This is a genomic window from Paraglaciecola mesophila KMM 241, assembly GCF_000315015.1.
Classification (GTDB): domain Bacteria; phylum Pseudomonadota; class Gammaproteobacteria; order Enterobacterales; family Alteromonadaceae; genus Paraglaciecola; species Paraglaciecola mesophila.
In genome coordinates this window covers 1-26646 of record NZ_BAEP01000050.1, presented here as the reverse complement: position 1 = coordinate 26646, position 26646 = coordinate 1, and the positions used below count along the sequence as shown (strand labels likewise).

General features: G+C 44.4%; 19 protein-coding genes and 2 pseudogenes. 8 read left to right on the top strand and 13 right to left on the bottom strand.

All coding sequences use genetic code 11. The features are described from left to right. Nucleotides 1–21: 21 nt before the first annotated feature. Nucleotides 22–642, top strand: coding sequence for a cytochrome c oxidase assembly factor Coa1 family protein (locus tag GMES_RS11755; protein ID WP_006992915.1), 621 nt, complete (start codon nt 22–24; stop codon nt 640–642). A 249-nt stretch (nt 643–891) separates the two neighbouring features. Here GMES_RS11755 and GMES_RS11750 read toward each other — a convergent pair whose 3' ends face one another. Together GMES_RS11750 and GMES_RS11745 are read right to left on the bottom strand one after the other, a co-directional pair. Beyond that, nucleotides 892–1674 carry a zinc ribbon-containing protein gene (locus GMES_RS11750; RefSeq protein ID WP_006992914.1) on the bottom strand — a complete coding sequence of 261 codons (783 nt, stop codon included), beginning with the start codon at nt 1672–1674 and terminating at the stop codon, nt 892–894. A 160-nt stretch (nt 1675–1834) separates the two neighbouring features. Then, a complete protein-coding gene (locus GMES_RS11745) occupies nt 1835–2605 on the bottom strand; it encodes an IclR family transcriptional regulator (RefSeq protein WP_006992913.1) in 771 nt (256 codons plus the stop codon). Between the two features lie 241 nt (nt 2606–2846). Here GMES_RS11745 and GMES_RS11740 point away from each other — a divergent pair, with 241 nt between their 5' ends. After that, nucleotides 2847–3650 (top strand): phytanoyl-CoA dioxygenase family protein, encoded by an 804-nt coding sequence (locus GMES_RS11740; protein WP_006992912.1) that lies wholly within the window; start codon nt 2847–2849, stop codon nt 3648–3650. Between the two features lie 82 nt (nt 3651–3732). Then, a pseudogene (locus GMES_RS11735) lies at nt 3733–4758 on the top strand (6-bladed beta-propeller). Between the two features lie 490 nt (nt 4759–5248). Here GMES_RS11735 and GMES_RS11730 read toward each other — a convergent pair. From GMES_RS11730 to GMES_RS11715, 4 genes are all read right to left on the bottom strand, one after another. Next, a complete protein-coding gene (locus tag GMES_RS11730; RefSeq protein WP_006992911.1) occupies nt 5249–5518 on the bottom strand; it encodes a helix-turn-helix domain-containing protein in 270 nt (89 codons plus the stop codon). A 61-nt stretch (nt 5519–5579) separates the two neighbouring features. Then, on the bottom strand, nt 5580–6665 hold the full coding sequence (locus tag GMES_RS11725; protein WP_006992910.1) for a glycoside hydrolase family 117 protein: 1086 nt from the start codon (nt 6663–6665) through the stop codon (nt 5580–5582). 38 nt (nt 6666–6703) lie between these two features. Continuing rightward, nucleotides 6704–7660: a sugar kinase gene (locus GMES_RS11720; RefSeq protein WP_039987311.1), complete on the bottom strand. Its 957-nt coding sequence runs from the start codon at nt 7658–7660 to the stop codon at nt 6704–6706. A gap of 1 nt (nt 7661) precedes the next feature. Next, nucleotides 7662–9251 (bottom strand): sugar porter family MFS transporter, encoded by a 1590-nt coding sequence (locus GMES_RS11715; protein ID WP_006992908.1) that lies wholly within the window; start codon nt 9249–9251, stop codon nt 7662–7664. A 469-nt stretch (nt 9252–9720) separates the two neighbouring features. Between GMES_RS11715 and GMES_RS11710 the strand changes: the two genes are divergently transcribed. Beyond that, nucleotides 9721–12102 carry a beta-galactosidase gene (locus tag GMES_RS11710; protein WP_006992907.1) on the top strand — a complete coding sequence of 794 codons (2382 nt, stop codon included), beginning with the start codon at nt 9721–9723 and terminating at the stop codon, nt 12100–12102. Between the two features lie 321 nt (nt 12103–12423). Beyond that, a complete protein-coding gene (locus tag GMES_RS11705) occupies nt 12424–13611 on the top strand; it encodes a leucine-rich repeat-containing protein kinase family protein (protein WP_006992906.1) in 1188 nt (395 codons plus the stop codon). Between the two features lie 26 nt (nt 13612–13637). Here GMES_RS11705 and GMES_RS22685 read toward each other — a convergent pair whose 3' ends face one another. Then, nucleotides 13638–13808 (bottom strand): hypothetical protein, encoded by a 171-nt coding sequence (locus GMES_RS22685; RefSeq protein WP_006992905.1) that lies wholly within the window; start codon nt 13806–13808, stop codon nt 13638–13640. Nucleotides 13809–14024: 216 nt separating this feature from the next. Here GMES_RS22685 and katG point away from each other — a divergent pair. Continuing rightward, a pseudogene (katG, locus tag GMES_RS11700) lies at nt 14025–16290 on the top strand (catalase/peroxidase HPI). A gap of 121 nt (nt 16291–16411) precedes the next feature. On the opposite strand, the gene GMES_RS11695 reads toward katG, so the two are convergent. From GMES_RS11695 to GMES_RS11680, 4 genes are all read right to left on the bottom strand, one after another. Continuing rightward, the gene (locus GMES_RS11695) at nt 16412–17197 is read right to left on the bottom strand and encodes a 3-hydroxybutyrate dehydrogenase (protein ID WP_006992904.1); all 786 of its coding nucleotides are present in this window, start codon (nt 17195–17197) and stop codon (nt 16412–16414) included. Nucleotides 17198–17208: 11 nt separating this feature from the next. After that, complete coding sequence (locus GMES_RS22980; RefSeq protein WP_006992903.1) at nt 17209–18240, bottom strand: extracellular catalytic domain type 2 short-chain-length polyhydroxyalkanoate depolymerase; 1032 nt, start codon at nt 18238–18240, stop codon at nt 17209–17211. 90 nt (nt 18241–18330) lie between these two features. Then, nucleotides 18331–19530: an E22 family MetX-like putative esterase gene (locus tag GMES_RS11685; RefSeq protein WP_006992902.1), complete on the bottom strand. Its 1200-nt coding sequence runs from the start codon at nt 19528–19530 to the stop codon at nt 18331–18333. A 31-nt stretch (nt 19531–19561) separates the two neighbouring features. Then, entirely contained in the window at nt 19562–20857 is a 1296-nt protein-coding gene (locus tag GMES_RS11680; protein WP_006992901.1) for a GntP family permease, read from the bottom strand. A 194-nt stretch (nt 20858–21051) separates the two neighbouring features. On the opposite strand from GMES_RS11680, the gene GMES_RS11675 reads away from it, so the two are divergent. After that, on the top strand, nt 21052–23376 hold the full coding sequence (locus tag GMES_RS11675; protein ID WP_006992900.1) for a TonB-dependent receptor: 2325 nt from the start codon (nt 21052–21054) through the stop codon (nt 23374–23376). A 308-nt stretch (nt 23377–23684) separates the two neighbouring features. Further along, nucleotides 23685–24326, top strand: a complete 642-nt coding sequence (locus GMES_RS11670) for a response regulator (protein ID WP_006992899.1) — start codon at nt 23685–23687, stop codon at nt 24324–24326. 107 nt (nt 24327–24433) lie between these two features. Here the strand turns inward: GMES_RS11670 and GMES_RS11665 are convergent, their stop codons facing one another. Together GMES_RS11665 and GMES_RS11660 are read right to left on the bottom strand one after the other, a co-directional pair. After that, on the bottom strand, nt 24434–26293 hold the full coding sequence (locus GMES_RS11665) for a cation:proton antiporter (protein WP_006992898.1): 1860 nt from the start codon (nt 26291–26293) through the stop codon (nt 24434–24436). A 177-nt stretch (nt 26294–26470) separates the two neighbouring features. After that, nucleotides 26471–26646, bottom strand: a 176-nt coding sequence (locus GMES_RS11660; protein WP_039987308.1) for a tyrosine-type recombinase/integrase, incomplete at its 5' end; no start/stop codon positions are given.

The window sequence follows — 26646 nt, the reverse complement described above, 5'->3', positions numbered from 1 at the left end:
AAAAATGGAGCTCGATTACACATGGAGCAAAAGCACATGGAACAAGAATACATGTCTGGTATGGGCAGAACGTCAGTGGTACCAGAAGATATCAAAGGGTGGAATTGGGGCGCCTTTTTACTGAATTGGATATGGGGTATCGGTAACAGTACCTTCATTTCTTTACTGATGTTTGTGCCACTGGTGAATGTTGTGATGATGTTTGTTTTAGGGGCTAAAGGAAATGAGTGGGCTTGGAAAAATCGCACTTGGCGTGATGTAGCACATTTCAAATCCGTCCAAAAAAAGTGGCGTAATGCTGCTTTTGCGATGGTGTTTGTTGTCTTCCCGCTAATGTTTGTTGCGGTGATGAGCATGATGAAAGGTGAGGCGTACGAATTGTCGGTTCAGGCCGTCAAAACGCATCCTGGGGTCATCGCCTTGGTGGGTGAAAACCCTGAGCCTAGTTTTTTTGTGATGGGTGAAATCACCTATTCAGGTGAAGGTGGTAAGGCTAATTTGAATTATTCCATTGAGGGCGATAAATCCGCGGCCGAGGTTTACGTTTATGCCACTGACGTGGCAGATAAATGGGTACTGCAAGAGGTTGCGGTAATTAATAAGGAGCAAGGCGAAATAATTTTTGCTGTGTCTGCGCAATAGTCAGGGAAAAAGAACTTTACGAGTTTTAAATGAGGATTGACTTACACTAGGGGAAACAAATTTTTTGTGTTGTAACTTAGTGTAAAACGCACTGTGAATATCAAATAGACAGTGAGCAAATCCTGTTGGTCACTGCCGTCATCTGCCGTGATATAGCGCGAATAGAATAAGCTACTGCGGCTTAGCCTGTATTTTACGTTCTGATGAATCGTTTTTCCGTTAAATATATAGCTACCTCAGGCACATTGGTTAGTCTACTTTATGGGTTTCTTTATAAAGCATATTAATCATAGCCATGGTCTTAAAGTGACGAGTTTTTAGCGCATGATGCGCTTCGGCAGTTTTCGCATGCAATTGCCGTTCGTGTTGATGCACAGGGACCTCTTTACAATCAGCTTCTTCGAATACTTTACTGGTTGGATCTTGCTCCGCTGCTTTCATTATTTTTTCGTGTTTGTCATCACTTTTTGCATGTTCTTGAATAGCATTCACATGCTGATTCAGTGTGCTTGACTGTTGTTCAAGGACTTTCTCAATATCCTTAAGCTTGGTTATTGCTTGCTCATGTTCTTTTTTCCAAAATGCGACTTCATCTAACCACAACGCATGCTCAGAGCCCCATAAATTGTGCTCTTGGTGAGCCGCTTTATGGTTTTCTGTTACTGCATCTTGTGCTGTGTTTTTTAGGGTATTGGTGAATTCCAATAACTCTGCGGTACTCGCATTAGCAATACTCTGTAATTTGCTCCAAGCTGAGCTATTCACATAAGCTAAATCGAATTTAATTTGGTCCTTGTAAGCCTCACTTACGCCCTCAACAACTTCACCCCATAAGCGTAAATGATCCTTTAATTCTTTGCTGGCTAGTTGAATTTTTTCTTTGCTGATCTGTGCTTTCTCGCCTAGCTTTTCCTCTGCTGCGTGAAAAGCCTGCTGCAGTGTCTTACCTTCTTTGACTACAAATTCTTCTACACTATCTATCATCGCGTGATAGCTATCTTGCAATTCGGTTAATCGTTTGTTCGCGCTCATAGTAAGATCCCTTTTAAAAAGAGTTTTAGTCTAGGGTAATCATGCTATGGCCGGCCGTCATACGCTATTCGGCATTGTACGTAGCTTATTGCGGTAATTACCTAAACTGGTTTTTGAGTCAACGGAAAATAAGACAGAACGATGGGCCTTAGTCTGTTTGTTAACAACCTAACTGTTCAGTGATGATTTTTGCGGTATCGGTTAGCTCCGTGATCAAACGGTTTTGTTCGAGTTGTTTACCTAATTTGCTGTTCAGTGAAGAGACCGCTAATGACGCGATAACTTTTCCTTGGGGCTGGCCTATTAACGTAGCGACATCGGTTACCCCATCAATTAAGATGTTTGATTGCACATAAACACCATCTGTTTCGATGCGTGCAAGTTCTACTTGTAAATCCTGCTGTTGTTTTTTGCTTAAGCTAGCAAAATCAGGGTCGTGTTCGAGTAACATCTTTCTTACTGAGGGATTGCTGTTAGCCAGCAGCACCTTGCCCGCTGTAGAGGTGCGTGTTGAGAATAATGACCCTTCGGTAATATTCAGAAACACAGGACTGTGGCTACGCGCTTGGATAATCACCATGGTTTGGCTTTGATACAACATACATAAATAACATGACTGGCCGATCTTAACCGCAAGATCTTCCATGTAAGGTAGGGCACATTGACGCATTTGGTCAATCGGCGAAATACTGCGTGATAAATTATATAGTTTAAATGAGATACGATATCGCCCTGATACATCGTCTCGCAATAAGTAACCTCTGGCTTCTAAGCCCACCAACACTCGAAATATTTCATTCGGACTACGCCCTAAGCCTTGAGCTATTTCGCTCTGGGAGCGGGGTAATTCTTGGCTGGCTAAATATTCTAGTATGTCTAAGCCCTTATCTAGGGCAGGTACCGCGTATTTGGTTGTGGGCTTGTCACTCAATGAATATTGCTCCGTGATTTTTCATTACTGATTTTACCTATTGATGGCCTCATTGCCTAGCGAAGGCGTGTGTAAAAAACTTCAGTGACAACAGACTAGCATCATATCGATATTCAAGAATAAATTAATATTCATATTTAAATGTTATATTTTTATATGAATTTAAACTTGCGTTTTTGATGATTCAACCTCAATATTGTTAACAATTTACGGTTGGTTTGAATAACGAAAGGACAACATTATGAGTAACATCACTTTAACTGAGCAACAAATTGCTGACTTTAATTGCAATGGTTACGTCATCGCTCGCGGTTACTACAGCCTTGAGGAAATAGATCGTTTGCAAGAAAAAGCGTTTAACGATGATTCGTTAAATGATCGTGCATGGCACAAGAAAGACGCAGGGGGTGCGGTTAGTAAAGTCTGTTTGTGGCAAGAAACCGGTAACGACTTATACAGTATGTTTTCACGTAGTCGTCGTCTATCTGACGTGTGTGAAACCCTTATCGGTGAGCCAATTTACCACACTAGCACTAAAATTATGATGAAAGAGCCGTTTGTAGGCGGTGCTTGGGAATGGCATCAAGATTTTGGTTATTGGCACCGTGACAATAATATGCTTTATCCAAAAGCCATCAGTTGCATGGTCGCCATTAACCACGCAACGGTTGAGAACGGCTGTTTACAGGTTTTAAAGGGCTCACACCATTTAGGCCGGTTAGATCACAATAAAACTGGCGACCAAAAAGGGGCTGCCCTCGACTTTGTTGAAGAAGCAATGAAGTTTCATGAGTTAGTGAATGTAGAGCTTGAACCTGGTGATGTCTTGTTTTTCCATTGTAACTTGTTGCACAAATCAAATCAGAATCGTGCAGCAGAGCCTCGTTGGTCGATGATTTGCGCTTATAACGCCATCAGTAACCAATCATTTGTTGAAAATGAAGCTAAATTCTATCCGTTTAGCCCTGTCGCTGATGACGCTATTATCAATTGGCAGGAAACTGAAGATGCTGAGGCAGTCGTAAATGACTGCAATAGAAAATGAAAAGTCCATTCAGAAAAACCTGCAAGCTGACACGTTACAATCAGGTTGGGTGTTGCCGAAATCCAAGCGCGACCCTCATGGAATGACAGTGGGTCAAGGGCAGTTTAGGTATCGAGTTAATGCGTATTGGGGGCGACTTGATAATAGCCAGACACCGGTTGAAAACTGCCACGCATTAGATATTGATGTCAAAGGGCGGGTGGTGATGATAACTGACTATCCACGCAATAATATCGTGATTTACAATCGCGATGGCAAATTGCTCGATACCTTTAGTACACATATGCCAGGTGGCCACAGTGTTAAAATAGTCAATGAGAATGGTGAGGACTTTATGTATCTCGTTGATAGCGGCTGGGTGAGAAACCGCTTATGGGATGGTCACTCTACTGAAGCATGGGATTCACCCTTTAATCGCGTTGTGGCGTAATCAGGGTTTATCGCTAAGCTAGACATGTCAGGGCGACTCATATTCAGTATTGGTCACCCTCAAACCTACGGCGTTTATCGACCTGATCAACCCTTTAGGCCAACGGATATTGCTATTGGTGATAATGGCGATTTATACGTTACTGATGGCTATGGCTCTGATTACATACTCCAGTACGATAGCCAAGGGCGTTTTATTCGCAGTTGGGGCGGACACGACAATATCGATGCAAACTACAATCTATCGAATACCCATGGTATAGGCATAGATAAACGCACAAACATACCTGAGTTGATCGTTAGCTCAAGAGGGGCACAATGCTTAAAACGCTTTACCTTAAGTGGCGAGTATTTAGGCACTATCGATGCAAACGGTGCTTATATTGGTGGCCCTATATTTAAAGGCGAGCATTTTTACGCGCCGGTATGTTGGTCACATATTGACGGTAAAAACCAAGACGATTCGGGCTTTATCAGCGTGTTTGATAAAGACAATCGTGTGGTGGCGAATCTTGGCGGCACAGCGCCGGAGTATATTAATGGTCAGTTGCAGCCCATGCAAAGTACATGGGATGTGTTTAATCATTGTCATGGCTTATGCGTGGATGATGACGGCAATCTGTACGTTGGCCAGTGGAATGCCAACCAAAGTTACCCTATGAAGTTAGAGAGGATATAGCAAGCTTGACTACAAAGTAATTGAACGCTAGGCGCTTGGCCAGTCAGGGTTTTATCAGTCAATGCGTTACTAGTAGATCAGTTTTAGGCTCAGGACTGCTCTATATAAGGTTCAAGAGTGCTCGATATAGTGAAGTGTGCAGCTAGGTAACTTGTCCGTTAAACCTTATTTTTCACGTTTCACTAAGCTCGTTCACTAAATGGCTTATTTCTGTCCTTTGTCGTTCGGTAAGTAAATGCTCCGATATCTGTGCTCAGTGCGACTAAGTGTTTGCGTAAAACGCCTTGTATTTACCCTTATATGATTAGCGTCAGGTAATAAATGAGTGGTGACGACACGCTTATCGTCACTCAGTTTATGAGTTTCTAGAGACGCAGACGCCACACTTTAGGTAGGCGCTTTAAAAAGCAGGATAGTGTACTGACTATAAGGTGACTTTTTCGAAATAATCGCTTTTGGGTAACAAAATACCGCCGCCTAAACGTGTTGTTTAAGCTGCGTATTTACGCCAAAAATTGATGTCTGTCGGGCTGTTGTTACGCGCTGCGCGCTCACAGCGCATAGATGCAATAACTTCAAACGGGTCAAGGGCGAGCATTTCAGCTATTTCTACCGCCAGCCTATCATCGATAGAGCCAGTTTGATTGCGGTAACGGCTCACCGCAGAGCGTGATACACCGAGCTTTTTAGCCACAGTGTTATCAGAGCGAAGTCTGTACTTTTGTCTCAACATATCGATTAATTGGCTGCTTTTGTACATGGGTTCATCCTCTTACTTTTATACGCAATCGTTTGCTTGGATATCCACTTTTACTACTTCGCTAATTACTGTTTTGAAACGTACCTGCGTCCAAGACTTGTTTCTTTAAACGATAACGGCAAATGTAGTTCCAATTCCAACTGCTATCGTATTTATGACACAAACCCCAATATAAACCCGGGGCAGGGGGGTCTTGTGTTTCGCTAGGGCGGTAAAGGCCAATCGCTTCTGGCGCCCCTTTGATATGGGCCTTAATATCAAAATTAATGCCGTCAGGGGCAAATTGAATCGTGTTCTTTTCTGGCCCATCAGTGGTTAATAAGCTTGCAACGCCGCCTTGGTAATTCCACACCACCACTTCGTGACCACTGTTAGAAATGGGATTGTATTCTGATTTACGATAAGGCCCTAAAATGTCGTCGGCTATAGCCACACCATGCTTGATTTCGCGCCCACCAAAGTTCATTTCTTCACCCATGGTCTCGCCTTTGTAATACAGGTGAAATTTGCCATTAAACACTAGTAAACAAGGGTCATGCACTTTATGGCTATCGAAGCTGCCTTTTAAATGAACGTGGAAACGGTTGTCTTCATCGCCGCGCCATTCGCCGTCCATGGAGGGACTCAAAATAGGCGCGGTTGATTTTGTCCAAGGGCCAAAAGGGGAGTCGGCATGGGCAATGGCAATTTGTTCTATTTGTCGATTGGTATAAGGATATTGCACGGTTTGATAGACCAAATAGTATTTACCATCATGGGCGAGGACTTCAGGGGTGAATACCGCACGGTCGTCAAACGCACCAGGTGCACCGCGGGTGATAGCAGGGCCTTGCTCTTGCCATGTTTCACCATCATTTGACGTGGCGTGCCAAACTTCCGTTAAATCCCACGGGAACACTTTATCTTCTGGGTTACTGCTACCAAAACCAACGGTTTCGCCGCTGCCTTTGGTATACCAACAATGGTATACACCATCTACTGATATCACAGAAGTTGGGTCGCGACGTATCACCCCTTCTTCAAAGGCAAAGTCACCTTTTAGCGGGCTGACTTCAAATTCGATCATCCAGTCAGCGTTCTTTGAATCGTAACCGCGCTCGATAGCGCGCTTGGTGGCTAGGCTTTGTTTTTGATTGGCCTGAGTCATGTTATTTCCTCTTAATATCAGTTAGATGCGATACCAATTCACGCAACAGTGTGATCGGCTAAACGTTGACGAAATGCATCGAAAATAGCGTGTTCAACTATGGCACCCTGGTGTTGCACAACAAGGCCTGCGGCCCCTGATGCTTGCTCAATAGCTGATTGAACATCTTTGTTTGCCATTCTGCATGCTAAGTAAACCCCGGCAAAAGAGTCTCCTGCGGCGGTCGTGTCGCGCTGCACTTTTGCAGGAGTGAAAGGCACATGACATACGGCTTGGCCAAAATCAAAAGCGTAAACACCCTGTTTGCCGGCTTTGACGACCAACTCACTCACTTCGTACTTCTTACAGTAATCCACAATCTCGGTGACAGATGCATGCCCTAATAGATCCTGATGATCCTCGGTGCCTGGTAGTACTATGTCACTGACTGTGTATGCAGCTTCAAGCCATTGGATAGCATGCGCTTTGTTCACCCACATTTTAGGACGGTAGTTGGGATCAAAAGCTATTTTACTGCCTTTTGCTTTGAGTCGAGTGACTAGATTGATAAAGCGTGCTTTATCGTCATCAGATAAAATCCCTAGGGATATACCGCTGAAATAAACCAGATCAAAATGTGGCCAGTGTGGTTCACTGCCATGTTTTTCAATAAGCGACATGAGTTGTGTTGCCGCAGACTCTTTGCGCCAATAATCGAAATGGCGCTCTCCATTGGTGTCATTCTTAATCGCGTATATGCCGACGTTGTGGTTTCCAGAGGTAAGAGCTAACTCATCGCTGATACCGTGTTGTTGCCAGTGCTCTGTCATCAAGTTGCTAAAGCTGTCTTCGCCAATACCAGATAGAAAATAGCAGTCTAATTCATTGTGCCAACGCTTAGCGTAAACCAGAGAGTTATAGGTATCACCGGCAAACGAGTGCTGCAGTTTATTATGAGCGGTAAAACTCAGCTCGACCATGCATTCGCCTATCGCGATAAATGTAGAGTTACGCATATTAGGCCACGCTCACTTTATTTTTTGTGCTGTCTAAATCGAGTTCAATTTCTTCAATCGTTTTATTTTTGGTTTCTGGCATGATCTTAAACAAGATCACGAAACCTATGGCACCACTTATTGCGTAAAATAAGAAGATATCACTAGCCCCCATGTGGCTTAGTTGCCATGGGAAGAACTGTTGTACTAAATAACTCACGATACTTGCAAGCAATGCAAACATAGGGATGGCAGTACCACGAATTGCGATTGGGAATATCTCTGAAAATAGCACCCACATCACCGGCCCAATAGAGAAGTGAAAAGCCGCTATATAACCCATAACACCAAGTAAAATCATGTTTGCATTTACGTTAGTCGCCATTTGCATTAGTTGGCCTTCATGGCGTCTAAATTCTTCAATACCAATAACCGACTGCAGCATATTCTTAAATTCAATGTCAGATGAAAATGCGCTGGCAACCATATTGTGCATGCTGGCTAGGCCATGCTCAGTGGCAAAAGTGTTAATCTGCTCTGGGGTAAGGATATAAGTGGCCTGACTGAAAGCGTAGTGACACATAAATAGGCTAGTAGTGCCCGCCCCAAGTCCATAGATCACCAGCGGACGACGGCCTAATCTATCGACCAACAACACTGCTGCTATGGTGAATAGGACACTAACTAACCCGACGATCAGCGCTTGAAAAAACGCCGCATTTGTCCCTAAACCGACTTGTTCGAATACGGTAGGGGCGTAAAACATGATCGCGTTAATTCCGGTAATTTGCTGCACCACGCCCATGGTTAAACCGATCAATGCGGCTTTGCGCATTTTGCTGCCGAACATGGCTTTTATCGCTTCTGTGGTGGATAAAGCGTGCTTATCGCCTAAATCAACGCTGTGCTGAATTTGAACCAGTTCCTTTTCAACTTCTTCGTTACTCAAAAACTGATGCAGCACGCGCTTTGCTTCATCCATGCGATTGTTCATGACCAACCAGCGGGGGCTTCTTGGGATCAAAATAAGTAAAAATAGCCATAGGATGGCTGGGATAATTTCAATGCCGAGCATCCAGCGCCAAGTATGGGTATTCAAGCCAAGAGACATTACCCACTGTGAGTCTAATTGTGATACTTGTAATATCATGTAGTTGGCAAAGTAAGCCGCTGAGAGACCGATAACGATGTTTATCTGGATCATGGCAACCAATTTACCGCGTAGCTTTGGCGGAGCGATTTCACCGATATACATAGCCGCTACTGACAGGGACGTGAACGCTAGGCCGCCCACAAAACGAGCCGTAACCAACATCTCAAAAGACATAGCGCCTACAGATGCGACCGCAGACAATATGTATAAGGCAGAAATAATGAGTAACGCCTGACGACGACCGTACTTATCGCAGATATAGCCGGTAATGAGTAACGCAAATAAAACACCGAAACCGGGCGCACTGACTACCGCACCGATTTGCAAGTCTGACAGGGCAAATTCGGCGGAAATAAAGCGCACCGTGCCTGAGATAAGCGCGGCATCTAAACCAAAAATGAATCCTCCGAATGCCACTACGATTGCGCAAAAGAATACATGCCTAACTTGATTATTCATTGGTGTTCCTATTTAGCGTGAACGACGTTTATCAACATTTACTGAGCTTTATTAACAAAGTGTCTCAAATCGTCTTTGATATATGCTAACGCAATTATTAATAATTGTTAATAATTAATTATTGTCTTAATGTCTCAGGTAAGTCAACATGCTTTTGCAACTTAGTTTTTCAATAACATAGTGCGCATAAGACGTTGGTTCTACTATCAAGAAATTAGTAACCTTAGTCTTTGATTTAAGGTCAATAAATTTTTATGAGAAGTGTTCGTATTGATAAACTTAACCAATCCATCATACGTTATTTTTGATTTTCACCTCAATACATTACGTTAAATTCTTGGTCTAACTCGACTCACTTCGATGTTTCCTATTTATGTAATTTAATTAATTGTTAACAATTTACATGTTAAGTGTGCTGTGTATAATGCCGAAATGTAAATTTTGTTAATACATCTCAAGAGGGATAATTATGAACGCTAGTAAAAAGCTTTTGTGTGTTGCGATTGTAACGGCGCTAGCAGGATGCAGTGCGAGTGAAACAAAAGATAATGTCAGTCATTCCTCAGCCGCCAAGGCACAAGCAGTCGGACACGTTGAGCAACAGGAAAAAACACTTCAAACATTGTTTATTGCCACAAATAGTAACTCCCTCAAGCAGGTTAAATATACTAATGCCAGTGGGACTGTGGTTGATTCAGCAGGCAATGGCCTCAAAGTGCTATTTTATGGGAAGGAGAATATCAACAGTGCCGTTGAGTTTATTCCCGATGTTGCTTGGGATTGGAGCGATTTAGACGATTTTAGTATCGCCTTTGACATCGGTAACGAAGGAGACCACTCAGTTCAGTTATTTTTAAATATATCCGATACCAATGGCGATACTTATACCCGTTCTGTGAGTGTGCCTGTCGGGCCACAGAGTACGTATTATGCAAAAATGGCGGGCCACGATCTCGCTAAATCAATCAGTGACGATAAAAACGAATTTAATTTCACCTCGGGCTTGCGCTCTAACCCAGATACTTGGCACTCAGATGATAAGCAGTTTATCTCTTTGTGGGGTAAAAAAAATCTTAAGCTTAGTGGCATAAGCAAGATCTCTTTAAGCGTACAAAACAATTTATTCGATAAACAAATCACTATAAACGACATTCGATTACGCCAAAATTCCCCTATTGATACGCTTTATCTCACGGGTGTGGTAGATCAATTCGGCCAAAATGCCAAACGTGAATTCGACGGTAAAGTACACTCGTTAGCAGAGTTAAAAAACGCAAGGGATCAAGAGTTAAAAACCTTAGACGGAAAATGGAACGCGCCGCGCTCAAAGTGGGGTGGTTGGCTGAACGGTCCTAAACTAGAGGGCACGGGGAATTTCAGAACAGCGAAATATAACGGCAAGTGGAGTTTAGTGGACCCTGATGGCTACCTGTACTTTGCCACCGGAATAGACATTATTCGCTTGGCTAACTCGTCTACTATGACAGGTTATGACTTTCCACCCGAGGTGTTAGTAAAAGCAGATAACGCTGATGTAACGCCCTCTGATTCCCAGGGTTTAAATCGAGTTGCTGATAGTGCAGTACCTGCGCGTTTTGTAGCATCTGAATTGCGAAAAGATTTATTCACTTGGTTGCCAAGTTACGATGAGCCTATGGGACAACATTATGGTTACCGTACTGGGGTTCACTCAGGGCCACTAAAACAAGGCGAAACCTACAGTTTTTATTCCGCCAACTTAGATCGTAAATACAGCGAAATGACGTCTGATTACATGCAAAAGTGGCACGATGTGACCCTAGATAGAATGCGTAATTGGGGGTTCACATCGTTAGGAAACTGGACGGATCCTGCATTCTACGATAACCAGCAAGTACCGTTTTTTGCTAATGGTTGGATCATAGGTGACTATAAAACAGTGTCTAGTGGCGATGATTTCTGGGGCAACATGCCTGACGTGTTCGACCCTAAATTCAAAGAGCGTGCGTTGCATACCGTTAGTGTTATTGCAGAAGAAGTGAAAAACACGCCTTGGTGCGTGGGAGTATTTATCGACAATGAGAAGAGCTTTGGCCGCAGTGAAACACCTCAGTCTCGTTACGGTATCGTGTTCAATACCCTAAAGCGTGATGGCAGCGAGGTGCCGACTAAAGCGGCGTTTACTAAGATGGCGAAAAATAAATACACCAGCATAGAGGCCTTAAATGCCGCTTGGGGTAAAGACATTTCGTCTTGGTCTGCGTTTGATAAAGGCATCGATTCAGTGTTGGCGACTGATGAAACACAAGCCAAACAACAGTTAGCTGATTATAGCGATATGCTATATGCCTATGCCGACAAGTACTTTTCAACAGTTGATGCTGCTATGCAAACGTATTTGCCCAATCATCTCTATTTGGGGTCTCGCTTCGCAGATTGGGGAATGCCTATGGAAGTGGCAAAAGCCGCGACTCAATATGTGGATGTGATGAGTTACAACATATACAAAGAAGGATTGCATCCAAAGGGTTGGGGATTTCTGAAAGACTTTGATATGCCGTCAATCGTAGGGGAGTTTCACATTGGTGCTACTGACAGCGGTTTATTTCACCCTGGCTTAGTGCATGCTGCAAATCAGCAAGATAGAGCTGATATGTACCAAGATTATATGGGAACGATTATCGATAATCCGTACTTTATCGGCGCACACTGGTTCCAGTACATGGACTCGCCGATTACCGGTAGAGCCTTTGACGGCGAAAACTACAATGTTGGTTTTGTGAACGTGACTGACACACCGTATGCGCCTATGGTCAATGCTGCTAAAGCACTACATAAAGGTATGTACGAGCGACGTTTCGGTTCAAAATAAATAGAAAATTACCCTTTCAAATCGAGCAAAGCCCAGATGTTCATACTGCGCTTTGCTTTTTCTACGTAACGATACAACCTTTCTTTTACCAATCTGTTTAGCGGGCTGTTTACTGACTCAGGTGTTCATGCGCTCAGGCTGTCTATTGGCTCAGGCTTCCTATTGGCTCAGGCTGTCTACTCATTTCTGTTTATCCACTTAGAATTGCCATATATAAGCACTTTCTCTGCGCTATCTTTTTTCGTATATTTTCAGTAGGCTAGCGGCGCTTTAAAGGCAGTACTGTCTTTCGTTATATGTTTTATCATTGGATTTATCATTTTGCACACACTGAATCAGCTTCAATCTGGCCAACTTGTTGGCATTTCAAAACTTACTTTGTCTGAAAGTCTCACTGAATTCCCCCTAGAGATTTTAACCCTAGCTGATACCTTGGAAGTGCTTGATTTGTCGAACAACAAATTGCGTTATCTACCCAATGAACTGTCTCAATTAAAAAACCTCAGAATTTTATTTGCGTCTAACAACCAGTTTGAAGTACTACCTGAAGTATTGGGACAGTGTGAAAATCTTGAAATGGTCGGCTTTAAAGCCAACATAATCAAGCACGTGCCCGAGAACGCTTTACCCATAAAATTACGTTGGCTGATTCTAACGGATAACCTGATAGAAGCACTGCCAAACTCTTTGGGTGAGCGGCCTAGAATGCAAAAATTAGCCCTTGCGGGTAATAAGCTTACGGCGTTACCTGAGAATATGAGCCAGCTGCACAACTTAGAGTTATTGCGCATATCGGCGAACAATTTAACGCATTGCCCAGATCAGTTACTAGATTTACCCAAACTCGCTTGGTTTGCATTTGCAGGTAATCCATTTTCAGCAGCTGATTTGCATATTGAAAATGTACCCCATGTTTCATCTTCAAGTTACACCTTGCACGAGGTTCTTGGTCAGGGGGCCTCAGGGGTAATTTCAAAAGCAACATGGACTGAAAAAGTTGACTTCCCCCAAGAGGTTGCTGTTAAGGTATTCAAGGGACAGGTAACAAGTGACGGTTACCCAAAAGACGAACTTCAGGTGTGTTTGAAAGTCGGCCAGCATAATAATTTAGTAAAACCCTTGGCACAGGTCACAGAGCCTGATTGTTTGGCTTTGGTGATGGCGTTAATTCCAAACCATTACCGTAATCTAGGTTTGCCCCCGTCCTTAGATAGTTGCACTCGGGATACCTTCCCTGAAGGCTTTACACTGCCGCCGCGGCACATTGATAAAATCATCTCTCAGATGCAAGATGTGTATGATCATTTGCATATGAACCAAGTTTGCCACGGCGATTTGTACGCCCATAACACCTTGGTTGATGATGAGGGGAATATCATTTTTGGCGATTTCGGCGCCGCTAGCATGTACCACATGTTAAGCGAGTCTCAACAAAAGAAAATCAAACATATTGAAGCCAGAGCGCTAGGGCATTTTATAGAAGATATTCAAAATCTAAAAGCGGGCTGACACTAAATGGTTGCCGTAAAATTCAATTAGTCTTTTTTCTCAACTGTAATAGTGATGTTCTTCGCTGAGCCTGCGTACCACTTTTGTACATAGACAGAGCCCAGAACTGGCGCTTTACCTTCCTCTGGCACTTCCTTATAACGAACGCTGTTTTTAGTTTCTTTTTCTAGTGTGAAATTAAGGGTAACGGCAGACATTTTATAACTCTTATTGTGTGAATGGTCGATATGATTGCGTATTCGCAGGTTTAACGCAATGCAGTATTATGTGTCTGCCTGCGCTACCGCTACCTTGAGTCGATATTCACAATTGATTAACATTTTAGATTAATGCAATCAGTTTTTCCGTCTGCAATAAAATCACGCTGACTCCTATAGTTATTAGGCAAAGTGACTAATCTAAAGGACATCAGTATGTTAACTAAAGTAAATAAACTTTCGACCTACACTTCTAACAAACACTCAACCTGCCTTATTAGCGCCGTATCTTTGGCGATAGCCTCAATGTGTATCAGCCAGAGTGCCTTAGCCAACGGTATGCCTAAGACCAATACATTTTGGTGGCCAGAGCAGCTAAATTTGCAGCCGCTTAGGCAAAATGATGCGAAATCGAATCCATTGGGCGGGGACTTTAATTATGCTGAGGCGTTTAAAACCCTAAATTTAGCGAATGTGAAAAGCGATATTAAAGCTCTGTTGACCTCATCTCAAGATTGGTGGCCAGCGGACTATGGCCATTATGGACCTTTCTTTGTGCGAATGGCGTGGCACAGTACAGGTACCTACCGCATGTCAGATGGGCGCGGGGGCGGGGCAGGTGGCCAGCAGCGGTTCGAGCCTCTTAATAGCTGGCCTGACAATGTGAGTCTAGATAAAGCAAGGCGCTTGTTGTGGCCAATTAAGCAAAAATATGGTCGCAGTTTGTCTTGGGCTGATTTGATGGTACTTACCGGAAATGTAGCGATGGAGTCAATGGGGTTCACTATTTATGGATTCGCCGGCGGGCGAGAAGACGACTTCGAACCAGATTTGGTCTACTGGGGGCCAGAAAAAGAATGGTTGGGGGGGAATGAGCGTTATTCTGGTGAGCGAAAATTAGAAGAGCCTCTGGCAGCGGTGCAAATGGGCCTAATTTACGTTAACCCTGAAGGGCCAAATGGTAATCACGACCCTATCTCAGCGGCTGCCGATATTCGTGATGTGTTTGCGCGCATGGCCATGAATGACGAAGAAACGGTGGCACTCATCGCCGGTGGTCATACTTTTGGAAAGGCTCACGGCGCACATAAACCAGATGAATGTTTAGAGCCTGCGCCCGCTGGGGCAGCAATTGAAGAGCAAGGCTTAGGCTGGAAAAACAAGTGTGGAAAAGGCAATGCAGAAGACACAATAACAAGTGGCCTAGAAGGGGCATGGTCTGTCAGCCCAACGCAATGGACGATGCAGTATTTAGATAATCTATTTGGGTTTGAGTGGGTTAAAACCCAAAGTCCGGCAGGCGCAACTCAGTGGATCCCAAAAGATGGTGCTGGGGCGAATTTAGTACCAGATGCACATGTAAAGTCGAAGCGCCATGCGCCTATTATGTTCACCACAGATTTAGCGCTGAAAGAGGATCCAAATTACAGAAAAATCGCTGAGCGCTTTCATGCCAATCCGAAGGAATTTGAGTTAGCGTTTTCAAAAGCATGGTTTAAATTAACCCATAGAGATATGGGCCCTCGAGCGCGTTACGTAGGGGATGAGTCGCCAACAGATGACTTTCTATGGCAAGACCCTATTCCTACCGTGGATTACTCATTGATTGATGACCGAGATATTAAAAATCTAAAGAAAAAACTGCTTGAGGGGGGATATTTCCGGCTCTCAATTGGTGGAAACTGCTTGGGCAGCTGCCGCCAGTTTCAGAGTGACAGATATGCGCGGTGGTGCGAACGGAGCGCGTATTCAACTCGCGCCACAAAAGGATTGGGAAGTTAATAATCCAGACGAATTGAACAAGGTTTTAACTTATCTTAACAAGGTGAAAAAAGACTTCGATGACGGGCAAAGCGGTGACAAACAAGTATCGCTGGCTGATTTAATTGTGCTTGGTGGTGCGGCGGCGATTGAACAGGCCGCGAGTAAAAATGATTTCGACATTGAAGTGCCATTTGTACCGGGGCGCAGTGATGCAACCCAAGCTCAAACAGAAGTGAAATCATTCGAAGTATTAGAGCCAAAAGCGGATGGATTTAGAAATTACTACGCTCAGGGAAATACCTTATCACCGGTAGAGATGTTGGTGGATAAGGCGAATACTTTGGATTTATCCGTTCCTGAAATGAGCGTGCTGGTGGCAGGTTTAAGGGTCATGAATACCAATGCTGATGGCAGTGATAGAGGTGTACTGACTGATAATCCCGGTAGCCTAAATAACGATTTTTTTGTTAATTTACTCGATATGTCAACGCGCTGGGAAAAGGCGAAAGACAAAGAGGATCTCTATCTTGGAATAGATCGCAAAAGCAACAAACAACGTTGGCGCGCCTCTTCAGTTGACTTGATATTTGGCTCTAACTCTGAGCTAAGAGCGGTTGCTGAAGTATATGCATCAGATGATGCTCACCAGCAATTTGTGGAAGACTTTGTTAATGCATGGACTAAAGTCATGACCTTGGATCGCTTTGATTTACAGTAGTTAGGTAAGTATTAGCTCGAATGGATAATGGTTAAAAGTAGTCACAAATAAGAAGGCCAGATATATATTATCTGGCCTTCTTTATTTGACCTGTCCCGTCCTGATAAATGTGAATAGTGGCTTAACGTGCCGTCCAGCCTCCGTCTATAACGATGGTTTGCCCGGTAATATTACGGGCGTTGTTGTCCATTAAAAAAGCGGCGCTGCTGGCTAATTCATCAATGTCAATGAATGACTTTTTGGGCATGGGTTCTAGCATGATTTTATTGATAACATCTTCTTCGCTCATACCATGTTCTTTGGCTTGGGCAGCTATTTGTTTCTCCACCAAAGGGGTTTTGACATAAGCGGGGCACAACGTATTAATAGTGACATCGCAATCACCGGTTTCCAGTGCCAGTGTTTTTGAAAAGCCAAGCAGCCCATGCTTTGCCGCTACATATGCCGATTTATAAGGGGAGGCAATAAGGGAATGTACAGAGCCAACATTAATAATTCGCCCGTAGTTTTTACTGCGCATGGTGGGCAGCAAAGCTTGAGTCAACATGGCGGGCGCCACTAGCATAATATTAATTAATTGCTGCCATTTATCCCCTGGAAACTCTTCCAGTTTGGCAACATGTTGAATACCTGCGTTATTAATCAAAACATCTACCGTGTCTGGGGCAAGGTTAGCGCTAAGGTTGTTGATATGCTCTTGATTTGTGACGTCAAGCAAAAGGGCACGTGCACTGATCCCCAGTGCCCCTAATTCTGCGACAGCATGTTCAGCTGCATCCATGTTCATGTCTGCGATGACGACTTTATGGCCTTTGCTGCCTAATTGTTGGGCTATGCCTAAACCGATCCCGCTTGCGCCGCCAGTGATCAGAATCGTTTTATGTTTAATCGCGTGTGAGTTGCTCATTTTGTATTCTCTTATTTTACTAATGCGTGAATGATGTTTTTAACGGCTTTTATTTGTTGACCTTGGTTATTGGCATAATCCTCTCCCGTGTACCCCCACCAATCCCAGCAACCTTGGGGATTAAGCGGCATCATCATGGAGCTTTTTGTTTGCGGGTAAAGGACCAGCATGTGATTGGTATCTGCCCAATTATTCAGCCCGGTTTGCGTTGCGTAGTCGTCACCTACGGCAGCTGCATTTTGGTTACAACCATGAAAGCTCACGTGCACTGTGCAGGCTTCGCCTTGCTCGCAGGCTTGGGGAACGTATACATAGCCCGTATCGGCAAGAGTCGAAGCAGGTTCATCACCGAGTAAATGTTGGTCTATTTCCAGCAACTTACCTTGGGGCTGAGCACTACGAGGGCGCAGTTCAGAGGAAATAAAATTAAGCATTTCGCCCGCTGCATCGTAATTGCAATTACCAATAAATGGCGTTTTAGATACGTCGCACTTAGTGCCTGAATTTAGGGTTGGGAATAGATGCGCAAAGGGCTTGTCTTGAACGTACTTAATGTTTTCAGGTGTGACCCACTGCTGATACTGTTCAAAAAGCGCATCGTTTACTTGCCCAAGCACCTTGGTATCAAGCGTACCGCTTAATAACCATACCTTGTGTTGCTTTAGATTGCTTAAGTCGGGCAGTTTTCCTTGCTCATTCCACTTGTGCGCCTGGGCGTTAAGGGTACCTAAATCTAGCGGTATTTTGATTTGATTAACGCACTGACTAAGGGCAGTTTGAATACTATTTTGTGCACAATAATAAGGTCCGGCGGCGATGATACCCACACCAGAGACCCAGTCTGAGTAAGCGAGTTCAAACTGGGTGGCCATAAAACCGCCGCTTGATAACCCTGATAAAGAGATTTTATTCAGATCCAAATTGAAGCGTTTTTCGCCTTCTGAAGCTGCTTTCTCTTGAGCTTTTTGAGCTGGCTGAGCAGAGACTGAGGCGCTTATTATTCCACCAAGTGGTAAAGCTAGAGCGCTAATGGCTGTTGACAAAAAACCAAGAGCGGGAATGGCGTCTATTGGACTGGGTAAATTTGGATAAAGAGAAAGTCATAATGATCCTTTTGTATTCTTACTAATCTGTTATTTGTCAGCTAAAAAGGCGCTGATATCTGATGCCGCTTGTTCGATACCAACCACACCATTGAGGTGGCCCAAGTCCCCCGTTAATTCTCGATAAGTAGTATTTTTATGGTGTTGCTCTAAGGAATTTGCCGCGTCTTTGGCTAAATAAGGCATCAGCAATAAGTCATTAAATGATGGAAGAAACAGGGTTTTTGCCTTGACTGAGGACAGCGCCTGTTTCATGTCACCTGAATGGCCTGCCATATAAAGCTGTGAGGCCCGTACCAAATACAAAAGGTGGTTAGCATCCATCAATTTTGCTCGGCTTTGGGCTCGCTCTTTCAACCATTTAACAATACTATGCTGTTGACGAATGTCGTTTAACGGAGCGTCTTCAAGAGCAAAGTAACCTATGCCTTCACCCGTTTTGTTAAAAAAGGTTGGTGTGAGAGCATCTTGGGTAATGAACATTAACGCAGCGGTTAACCCTTGGCTTGGTGGAGTGCTATTGTAGTAATCACCGCTTTTCCAGTTGGCGTCGAGTTGAATGGGTACTGCCCATTTTTCTAGCAAGGCGGTTGTCCATGCATCGCTTTGACCTGAGCCTATGACTGAGATCATTCTAGGCACCCATTCAGGATAAGCAGTGGCCCAATCTAATGCTTGTATAGAGCCCATCGAACCACCAACCACCGCATGTAGCTTGGTTACGCCTAACGACTCAAGTAGTGTTTTTTGCACGTTTACGAAGTCACGAATGGTCACCACAGGAAACGTTAGTCCGTAGTGTTTTCCTGTATCTGGATTAATAGACGCAGGCCCAGTGGTGATCACATTGGGGTCGTAAGCGTTTAAGTTTGCAAGTGTATCAACGCTTAAAACAAAGTATTTGTCAGTGTCGATTGCTTTACCAGGGCCGATAATGGCGTTCCAATATCCCGGTGTTGCATCATCTGGATGGTACTTACCTGCGGCATGAGAGGTCGCACTAAAATAATGGGTAATAAGCACCACATTGTCTTTTGCTTGATTCAATGTACCGTAGCTTTCCCAGCCGACTTGTACTTGCTTGATGGTTTTCCCGCCGAAGGTTTTAAAATTTTCTATTTCAAATCGCTTTTTCTCGACTAATTGGACCGATGCTGCACACGCCTGGGTGCACATGATTAGGCCCAAAGTGGCCAAAAGGCCTTTTTTAAACACCTGGGTTAAGAACATAAAATGCACTCTCTCGTGAATAATTTGCACACTAAAATACGTTAAATAGGGCGATAGCCAAAACAAGACCACATAATGGCACCACCACGGTCAGCGCTCCAACCGACCAATATGACCTCTGGTGAGTTTCATTACAAATTGCACGGATTAATGTCACCACATAACCGTTGTGTGGCAGGGAATCTAACGCACCAGATGAAATAGATACTACCCGATGTAACTCTTCAGGGTTCACACCTTGATCGATATAATGCGGTGCCAACAAGGGCAGGGCGATAACCTGTCCGCCAGAGGCCGAGCCAGTTAAGCCGGCAATAACACTGATGGCAATCGCGGCGCCAATTAACTCATTACCCGGTATATGGGTCATGACTTCTACGGCTACTTGAAACGCTTCGGTAGATTTCGCAATACTACCAAACCCCACTACCGCTGCGGTGTTGCCAATGGCGACCAAAGCGCCAGTAGTACCTGCGGTGATAGCATTTTGCATATTGATGAAATAACGGTAGTTGATGATCATCAGGGTGAGCACTCCGCCACCCAGTGCAATGATCAAGGCTAAATGGCCGAGACTATCGTGGAGCAAAAAGGAAAGAACGAGTACCACCAACAGTGGAATTAAGCCAGTAATAGCGCTAGGAAGTGCGCGGTCCGCGATATGTGGATCTTGTTCCCAATGTTCGAACTGTTCGCCGTTCGCTAACGCTTTGTTTATCATACGGCGCATCCACCAGAACCCAAAAACAGCCATAAAAACTGCGACTACTAGGCTTACTTCCCACGCGGCAAAAGGTGAGGTACCCAAATATTTAATTGGGATCCAATTTTGAATTTCTGGGGAGCCAGCGGATGTCATGGTAAAGGTGACTGAGCCAAACGCCAATGCTGCGGGGATGAAACGCCTAGGCAGGTTTGCGTCTTTAAACAAGCTCAACGCCATAGGATAAACCGAAAACGCCACAACAAAGAGGCTAACCCCGCCGTAAGTCAGAATAGCGCAGGCCAGTACTACCGCCGCAACCGCTTGGCTGCGACCCAATCTTGCTATGATGAAGCGTGCTACTGCATCAGCAGCGCCCGTGTCCTCCATGAATTTGCCAAACAGAGAGCCAAGCAAAAACATGAAAAACCAAGAAGCAATGAAGCCAGAGAAGCCCTGCATATAGCTAGTAACAAAATTCACTTCGCCGATAAATATCGGGATACCACTGGTGAGCGCGACAATAAGTGCGCACAAGGGGGCGGCGATAAACAAGTTCATACCACGAATAGTGAGCACTATTAGCAGCAACAACCCGCCTATCAAACCAATTAAACTGAGCATATTATCTTCCTTTAAATGAATACTTGTGACCGCAAGCAAGCATATAAAGTGATGGTGCAAGTGTGTCTTAGCCCAATGAAATTGCCCATAGTACTATGGTACTAAGGACGGCCTCTTAAAACTCGATTAAGGTATTTACGACCGCAGCAAGCAGACAATGAAAAAAACGAAATACTGCTAATCAAGGACACACTATGAATAAACAACGATTCACCCAATCCCTCATCGCTGGCGCTGTTGCATCAGTGTTATTTTACCAACCAACGTTAATGGCTCAAGAAGCAGATAACGCCACTCAGGCAGATAAAAAAGGGCTTGAGCGTATTGAAGTCACGGCGCGTAAGACGGTTGAAAGTCTGCAGGAAGTGCCTATTTCTGTGACCTCATTAGGGGCAGTTGAACTGGACGAGAAGGGCATTTCGGTACTGACTGAAATCCAGCAATTTTCACCTAACACCACCTTGCAAAACAGCCGTGGTACCAATTCAACACTGACCGCGTTTATTCGTGGTGTAGGTCAACAAGACCCACTGTGGGGCTACGAGCCAGGCGTGGGTATTTACATTGATGATGTTTACGTGGCAAGGCCGCAAGGCGCAGTGTTAGATTTACTCGATGTTGAACGCATTGAAGTGCTGCGCGGCCCACAGGGCACGCTTTATGGTAAAAACACCATAGGCGGCGCGATAAAGTATGTGACTAAGCCGATGAGCGGCGACCCATCCCTGAACATTCAAGGCACAGTGGGCAGTTATTCTCAGCGCGATATCAAGCTTACAGGGCAGTTACCGTTAATTGAAGACAAGCTGTATATTGGCTTTGGGATAGCAGATTTAACTCGCGATGGTTACGGTGAATACCTAGAATCGGCCCTTGAAGGGCAAGATTTAGAAAACTATAACAAGGACTTAACCGCCGCTAGGGTGACGGTGGAGTTTACCCCAACAGAGGATTTATTCTTCCGCTTTGCATGGGATAAAACCGAAGATGATTCGAACGCCAAAGGGGGATATCGCTTATTGCCTAGTCGTTTGACAGATGCCCCCGTACCGGACAGCGTATTTGATTCGTATACCAGTTTACCGACAGAAAATAACGTTGAGCTTGAAGGGTACAGCTTAACGGCCAACTGGGATGTAAACGATGATATCAGCTTGAAATACATAGGCGCACATCGCGAAAGTTACTCACCCACCAATATTGATTTTGATAACACCGCCATAGATATTTTCGATGTACCAGCAATTTATGAAGATGAAAATGACACTCACGAACTGCAATTAGCTTACTCCGGTGATGGGTTTAACGCAGTGGGCGGTATTTATTATTATGACGGTGAATCCTGTGGCCAATTTGAAGCAATACTAGGCTTTCTTGGCCGCGCTGCATTTGGCGTGCCTGGTTTGACCCGTGAAGTATCTGGCTGTAACAACAGCGAAAGTATCGCCGCGTATGTGCAATCATCTATTGATGTGACTGAGCAGTTATCTTTAACCCTTGGCGCACGTTATACAGATGAAGAAAAGCAAGCTACCGTTCGCAATGGGTTAATTTTTGACAACGTGTATCCAGAGTCAAACTGGATCCCAGGTTATGTGCGCCCAGAAGGTGAAATAGTCCCGCAGGTATTGGGCAGTGATTCTGACGGCGACGGTATTTTGGATGCACCAGCAAAAGAAAGCTGGTCACGCTTTACGCCCCGCGTAGGCGTAGAATATCAAATGAACAGCGATTTGATGTTCTTTGCCAGTTACTCACAAGGCTTTAAATCAGGTACATACAACCCTCGCGCGACCATAAACGAGCCAGCGGTTGACCCAGAAGTAGTGGATTCATTTGAGCTAGGCATGAAAAGCGATTGGAACGATAACTTAAGGGCTAATGTTACTTTATTTGCTTTAGAGCATAACGACCGCCAGTACATCTCAGTGCTGCCTGTTACGTCACCTGAAGATTTACAGCAAATATTGGGTAATGTGGGCAAATCAAAAGCCAAAGGGGTTGAGGCTGAAATCACTTTTGCTGCCACAGACGAATTAACCTTTGATCTGGCTCTGGGGTATATCGATGCTGAATTTGAAGAGGTGTTCCAAGAAACACTGGAAGGGCGAGTGGATGTAGCAGATACTTTTGCTATCTCGAACACCCCTGAGTACACCGCCAATTTCGCGGCTAACTACCTGCTCAGCACGGACATGGGGGATTTCGTATTTAATGCTAACTATTACTACCGCGATGATTACACCATTACTGAAACATCAAACAGCTTAATCACTCAAGACGGCTACGGTTTGGTTAATTTAAGTGTGTCGTGGCAGAGCGAGGACGGCAATTGGTATGGCGGCATTCATGCCAAAAATCTCACTGACGAAGAATACGTAGTGGGCGGCTATCAGTTTGTGGTTGAGAACCCTGATGATCCAACAGGTTATACAGCCGGCACCGGTGGTGACAATACTTTGATAGGTTATTACGGCGACCCTCGCACCGTAAGCTTAACCGTTGGGTATCGTTTTTAGGAGCCAAGTAAGGAAGGGCGCGGGTGAACTGTTATTTTCACCGCGCCTAATTTTGAACAGATACACGCGCTATAAAAATAATTCTAATGTGTGAAGTGGTAATGACGTTTGGCAGTGAAAACTGCCTTTTTTTGTTTAGACGAACATACACTGCAGCTTATTAATCCACTACCAACCCACCTTTTCACTGTAAATTTGATGTAATTAATAAGGACAAGTGATAAATTTATTAAAAATCAGGTAGCTACGTTCAGACGTTGTAATACCACGTGAAATGAGTCCCCCTTATTGATAACCGAGTACCTATAATGCACGCTAAAGCCATCGTTGCTGACGACCACCCCTTGTTTCGTAGCGCCATGAAACAGGCTATTCAAGGTGTATTAGGAAACGATATTCTTGAATCAGCTTCCTATCAACAAACCATCGACTTATTGAAGCAACACAGTGATGTTGAGCTGATATTTCTGGACTTAAACATGCCAGGCAATGACGGCCTAACAGGGTTGACCATGATCCGCAGTCATTTCCCCGATGTACTCGTAGCGATTGTATCCGGTGATGAAAGCCCGAGTATGATCCGAAAAGCCATGGATTTTGGTGCCTGTGGCTATATACCTAAATCAACGCCATTACCGGTAATCGCCGATGCTGTGCGCCAGTTGTTAGAAGGCGAGCAATGGCTGCCTAATGAATTAGTAGACCAAGTTCAAAAAATAGAAGACAGCCAAGAGCAGGCTTTCGCTGGCAAACTGGCCCAGTTAACCCCTCATCAACTAAAAGTATTGCAGCTTATGGCGGATGGCTTACTAAACAAGCAAATCGCTTATGAATTAGGCGTCAGTGAATCGACTATTAAGCAGCATGTGTCAGCGGTTTTAAATAAGCTTGGCTTTAATAATCGCACACAAGCAGGCGTGTTGTTCAAACAAATGTTACAGATTGAATAAGACGCTTTATTTTTATACCTTGCATGGCTCAAAAAGCAAAAAAAAGGCCGATGTATACATCGGCCTGTTAATGTTTCGCGTTTGGACTAACCCTTTATCCCCCTCATCTAGCCTGGTAGCTTAGACTCTTCAATACTATTTTCAGCAGTGATTTCTGCTTTAGCAATCGCTTTCTCCATCGGTTTTTCTGGGTTCACCAAACTGACAATTTTCCAATCAGATTTAGGCTTCACATTGTTTGATGTGGTGAACATATGCACATGATTATGTGTATCCAAGGCACACAATTTAATGGCTCGTTCGTTGTACTGCTCTTTGTAGTCTTCATAAGTAAAAGAGTCTGATAGGCGAGTCGTTTTAATTAATGAGCCTTTCGCAACCAAGCCAGCCAGTTTGCCATAAGTCGCATCATCACTGAATAAACCAAGCTTCTTGACGTAGGACTCTGACACCTGATGACTTGGGCGCTGCTGCTGTTCGTTATTGTTCAAACCAAGCACTGTGCCTTTGCCCATTTCGTGCTCAAAATGATAGGTCACCATGGGATTCAATTGGCGATAGGGTGACATCACCAATACTTTACCAAACATCGACAAATCTAGCGTACGCGCGGCATGTTCAGACATTGGGTTACCAAAGTAGGTGGGGATGTTTTCCATGCGGGCCAAACGCATATTATTCCAGTTGGTATCGGTGATACGGACCTGCACATCATGACTCATCAATTCTTTCGCGAACAAACGGCTAAACAAACCGCCCCCGAAGATTAAAAAACCGTGGGGAGCAGGGGCGCGCATATTGAGCTTTTTCGCAACACTGACAGAGGTAAGACTCTGTAGCACAACCGTGGTGATGATCACCAAAAACACCATAGGCACCAGTAATTCAGCTTGTTCGTACTCTAAGACTTCTAGCTTAAGTGAAAATAACGCTGATACCGCAGCCGCTACAATGCCCCGCGGCGCTATCCAGCTGAGTAGGGCGATTTCGCGCCAATTTAAGCCAGTTCCTAATGACGACAGAATTACGCCAACCGGACGAGCGACAAACATAATAGCAACAAGCACTAAAATGGAGCCCCAACCAACACTTAACACCGAGTGCAAGTCAATACGCGAAGCGAGAAGAATAAACAGCCCAGAAATGAGCAAAACGCTCAAGGTTTCTTTGAATTCTAAAATGTCTTCCACATTGACGTTTTTCATGTTGGCCAGCCACATCCCGATAATGGTTACAGTCAACAAACCTGATTCATGGGCAATAACATTTGAGCCGGCAAACGCCCCTAACATCAATGTCAGTACTGCGGTATTTTGTAGGTAGTGGGGGATCCAGCTATTTCGAAGGGCCAAGCCCAGCAAGTAGCCAGTTGCAGCGCCAATACCTAAGCCGACACCTAGAGTTAACCCAAATGCGTACAAAGTGTGGCTAAGCGCGTCTTGGGTAGAAATGATGTATTCGAACACAAGCACGGCTAACAACGCACCAATAGGGTCGATAACAATGCCTTCCCAGCGCAAAATGTTGGCGACCTTACTGCTTGGGCGCACGGTACGCAGCATAGGCACAATAACCGTAGGGCCGGTTACGGTTACAATCGCCCCAAACAAAAAGGCTAATTGCCATGAAACACCCAACGCATAGTGCGCAACAGGCGCCGTAACAAGCCAAGTGACTAGCGTGCCCACAGTACATAGGTTACGCACCATAGAGCCATGACCTGCCAAATCACCAAAGCGCAGCGTTAACGAGCCCTCAAATAGAATGATAGCGACAGACAAGGACACAATAGGAAAGAGTAAATCACCAAATAACGCATCGGCGTTGATTACGCCATACACAGGGCCGACTAAAATACCCACGACTAACAATGGCAAAATGGCAGGTAATTTGATGCGATAAGCAAAATACTGACAAGCGATAGAAATAAGGCCTACCGCCACTAGGGGAATGATTGGGTCGCTCACGTGAGATCCTTGTAGAACGAATAAACATAATTAGCCGGATCAGACCACAAGTCACTTGCTAAAAGCAATAATACCTTTGATTGTTTGAATGAGTGCTTAAGTTAAATTTTTCATGTGTCGATGTGACATGTTCGGTTTTACAGCACTTCGTCATTGAATTGATATTAAATCGTTAGGTTACAGCCTAGATAAAGGGCTGACGACAGAGTTACCCCCTCGTTGCAATATGTGCGTATATATCTGAGCGGTGCGCAAATCGCTGTGGCCTAACTGGTCTTGTACGGTGCGAATATCTGCACCTGATTGTAAAAGATGGGTCGCGAATGAGTGGCGAAGCGTGTGCGGGGTGACGA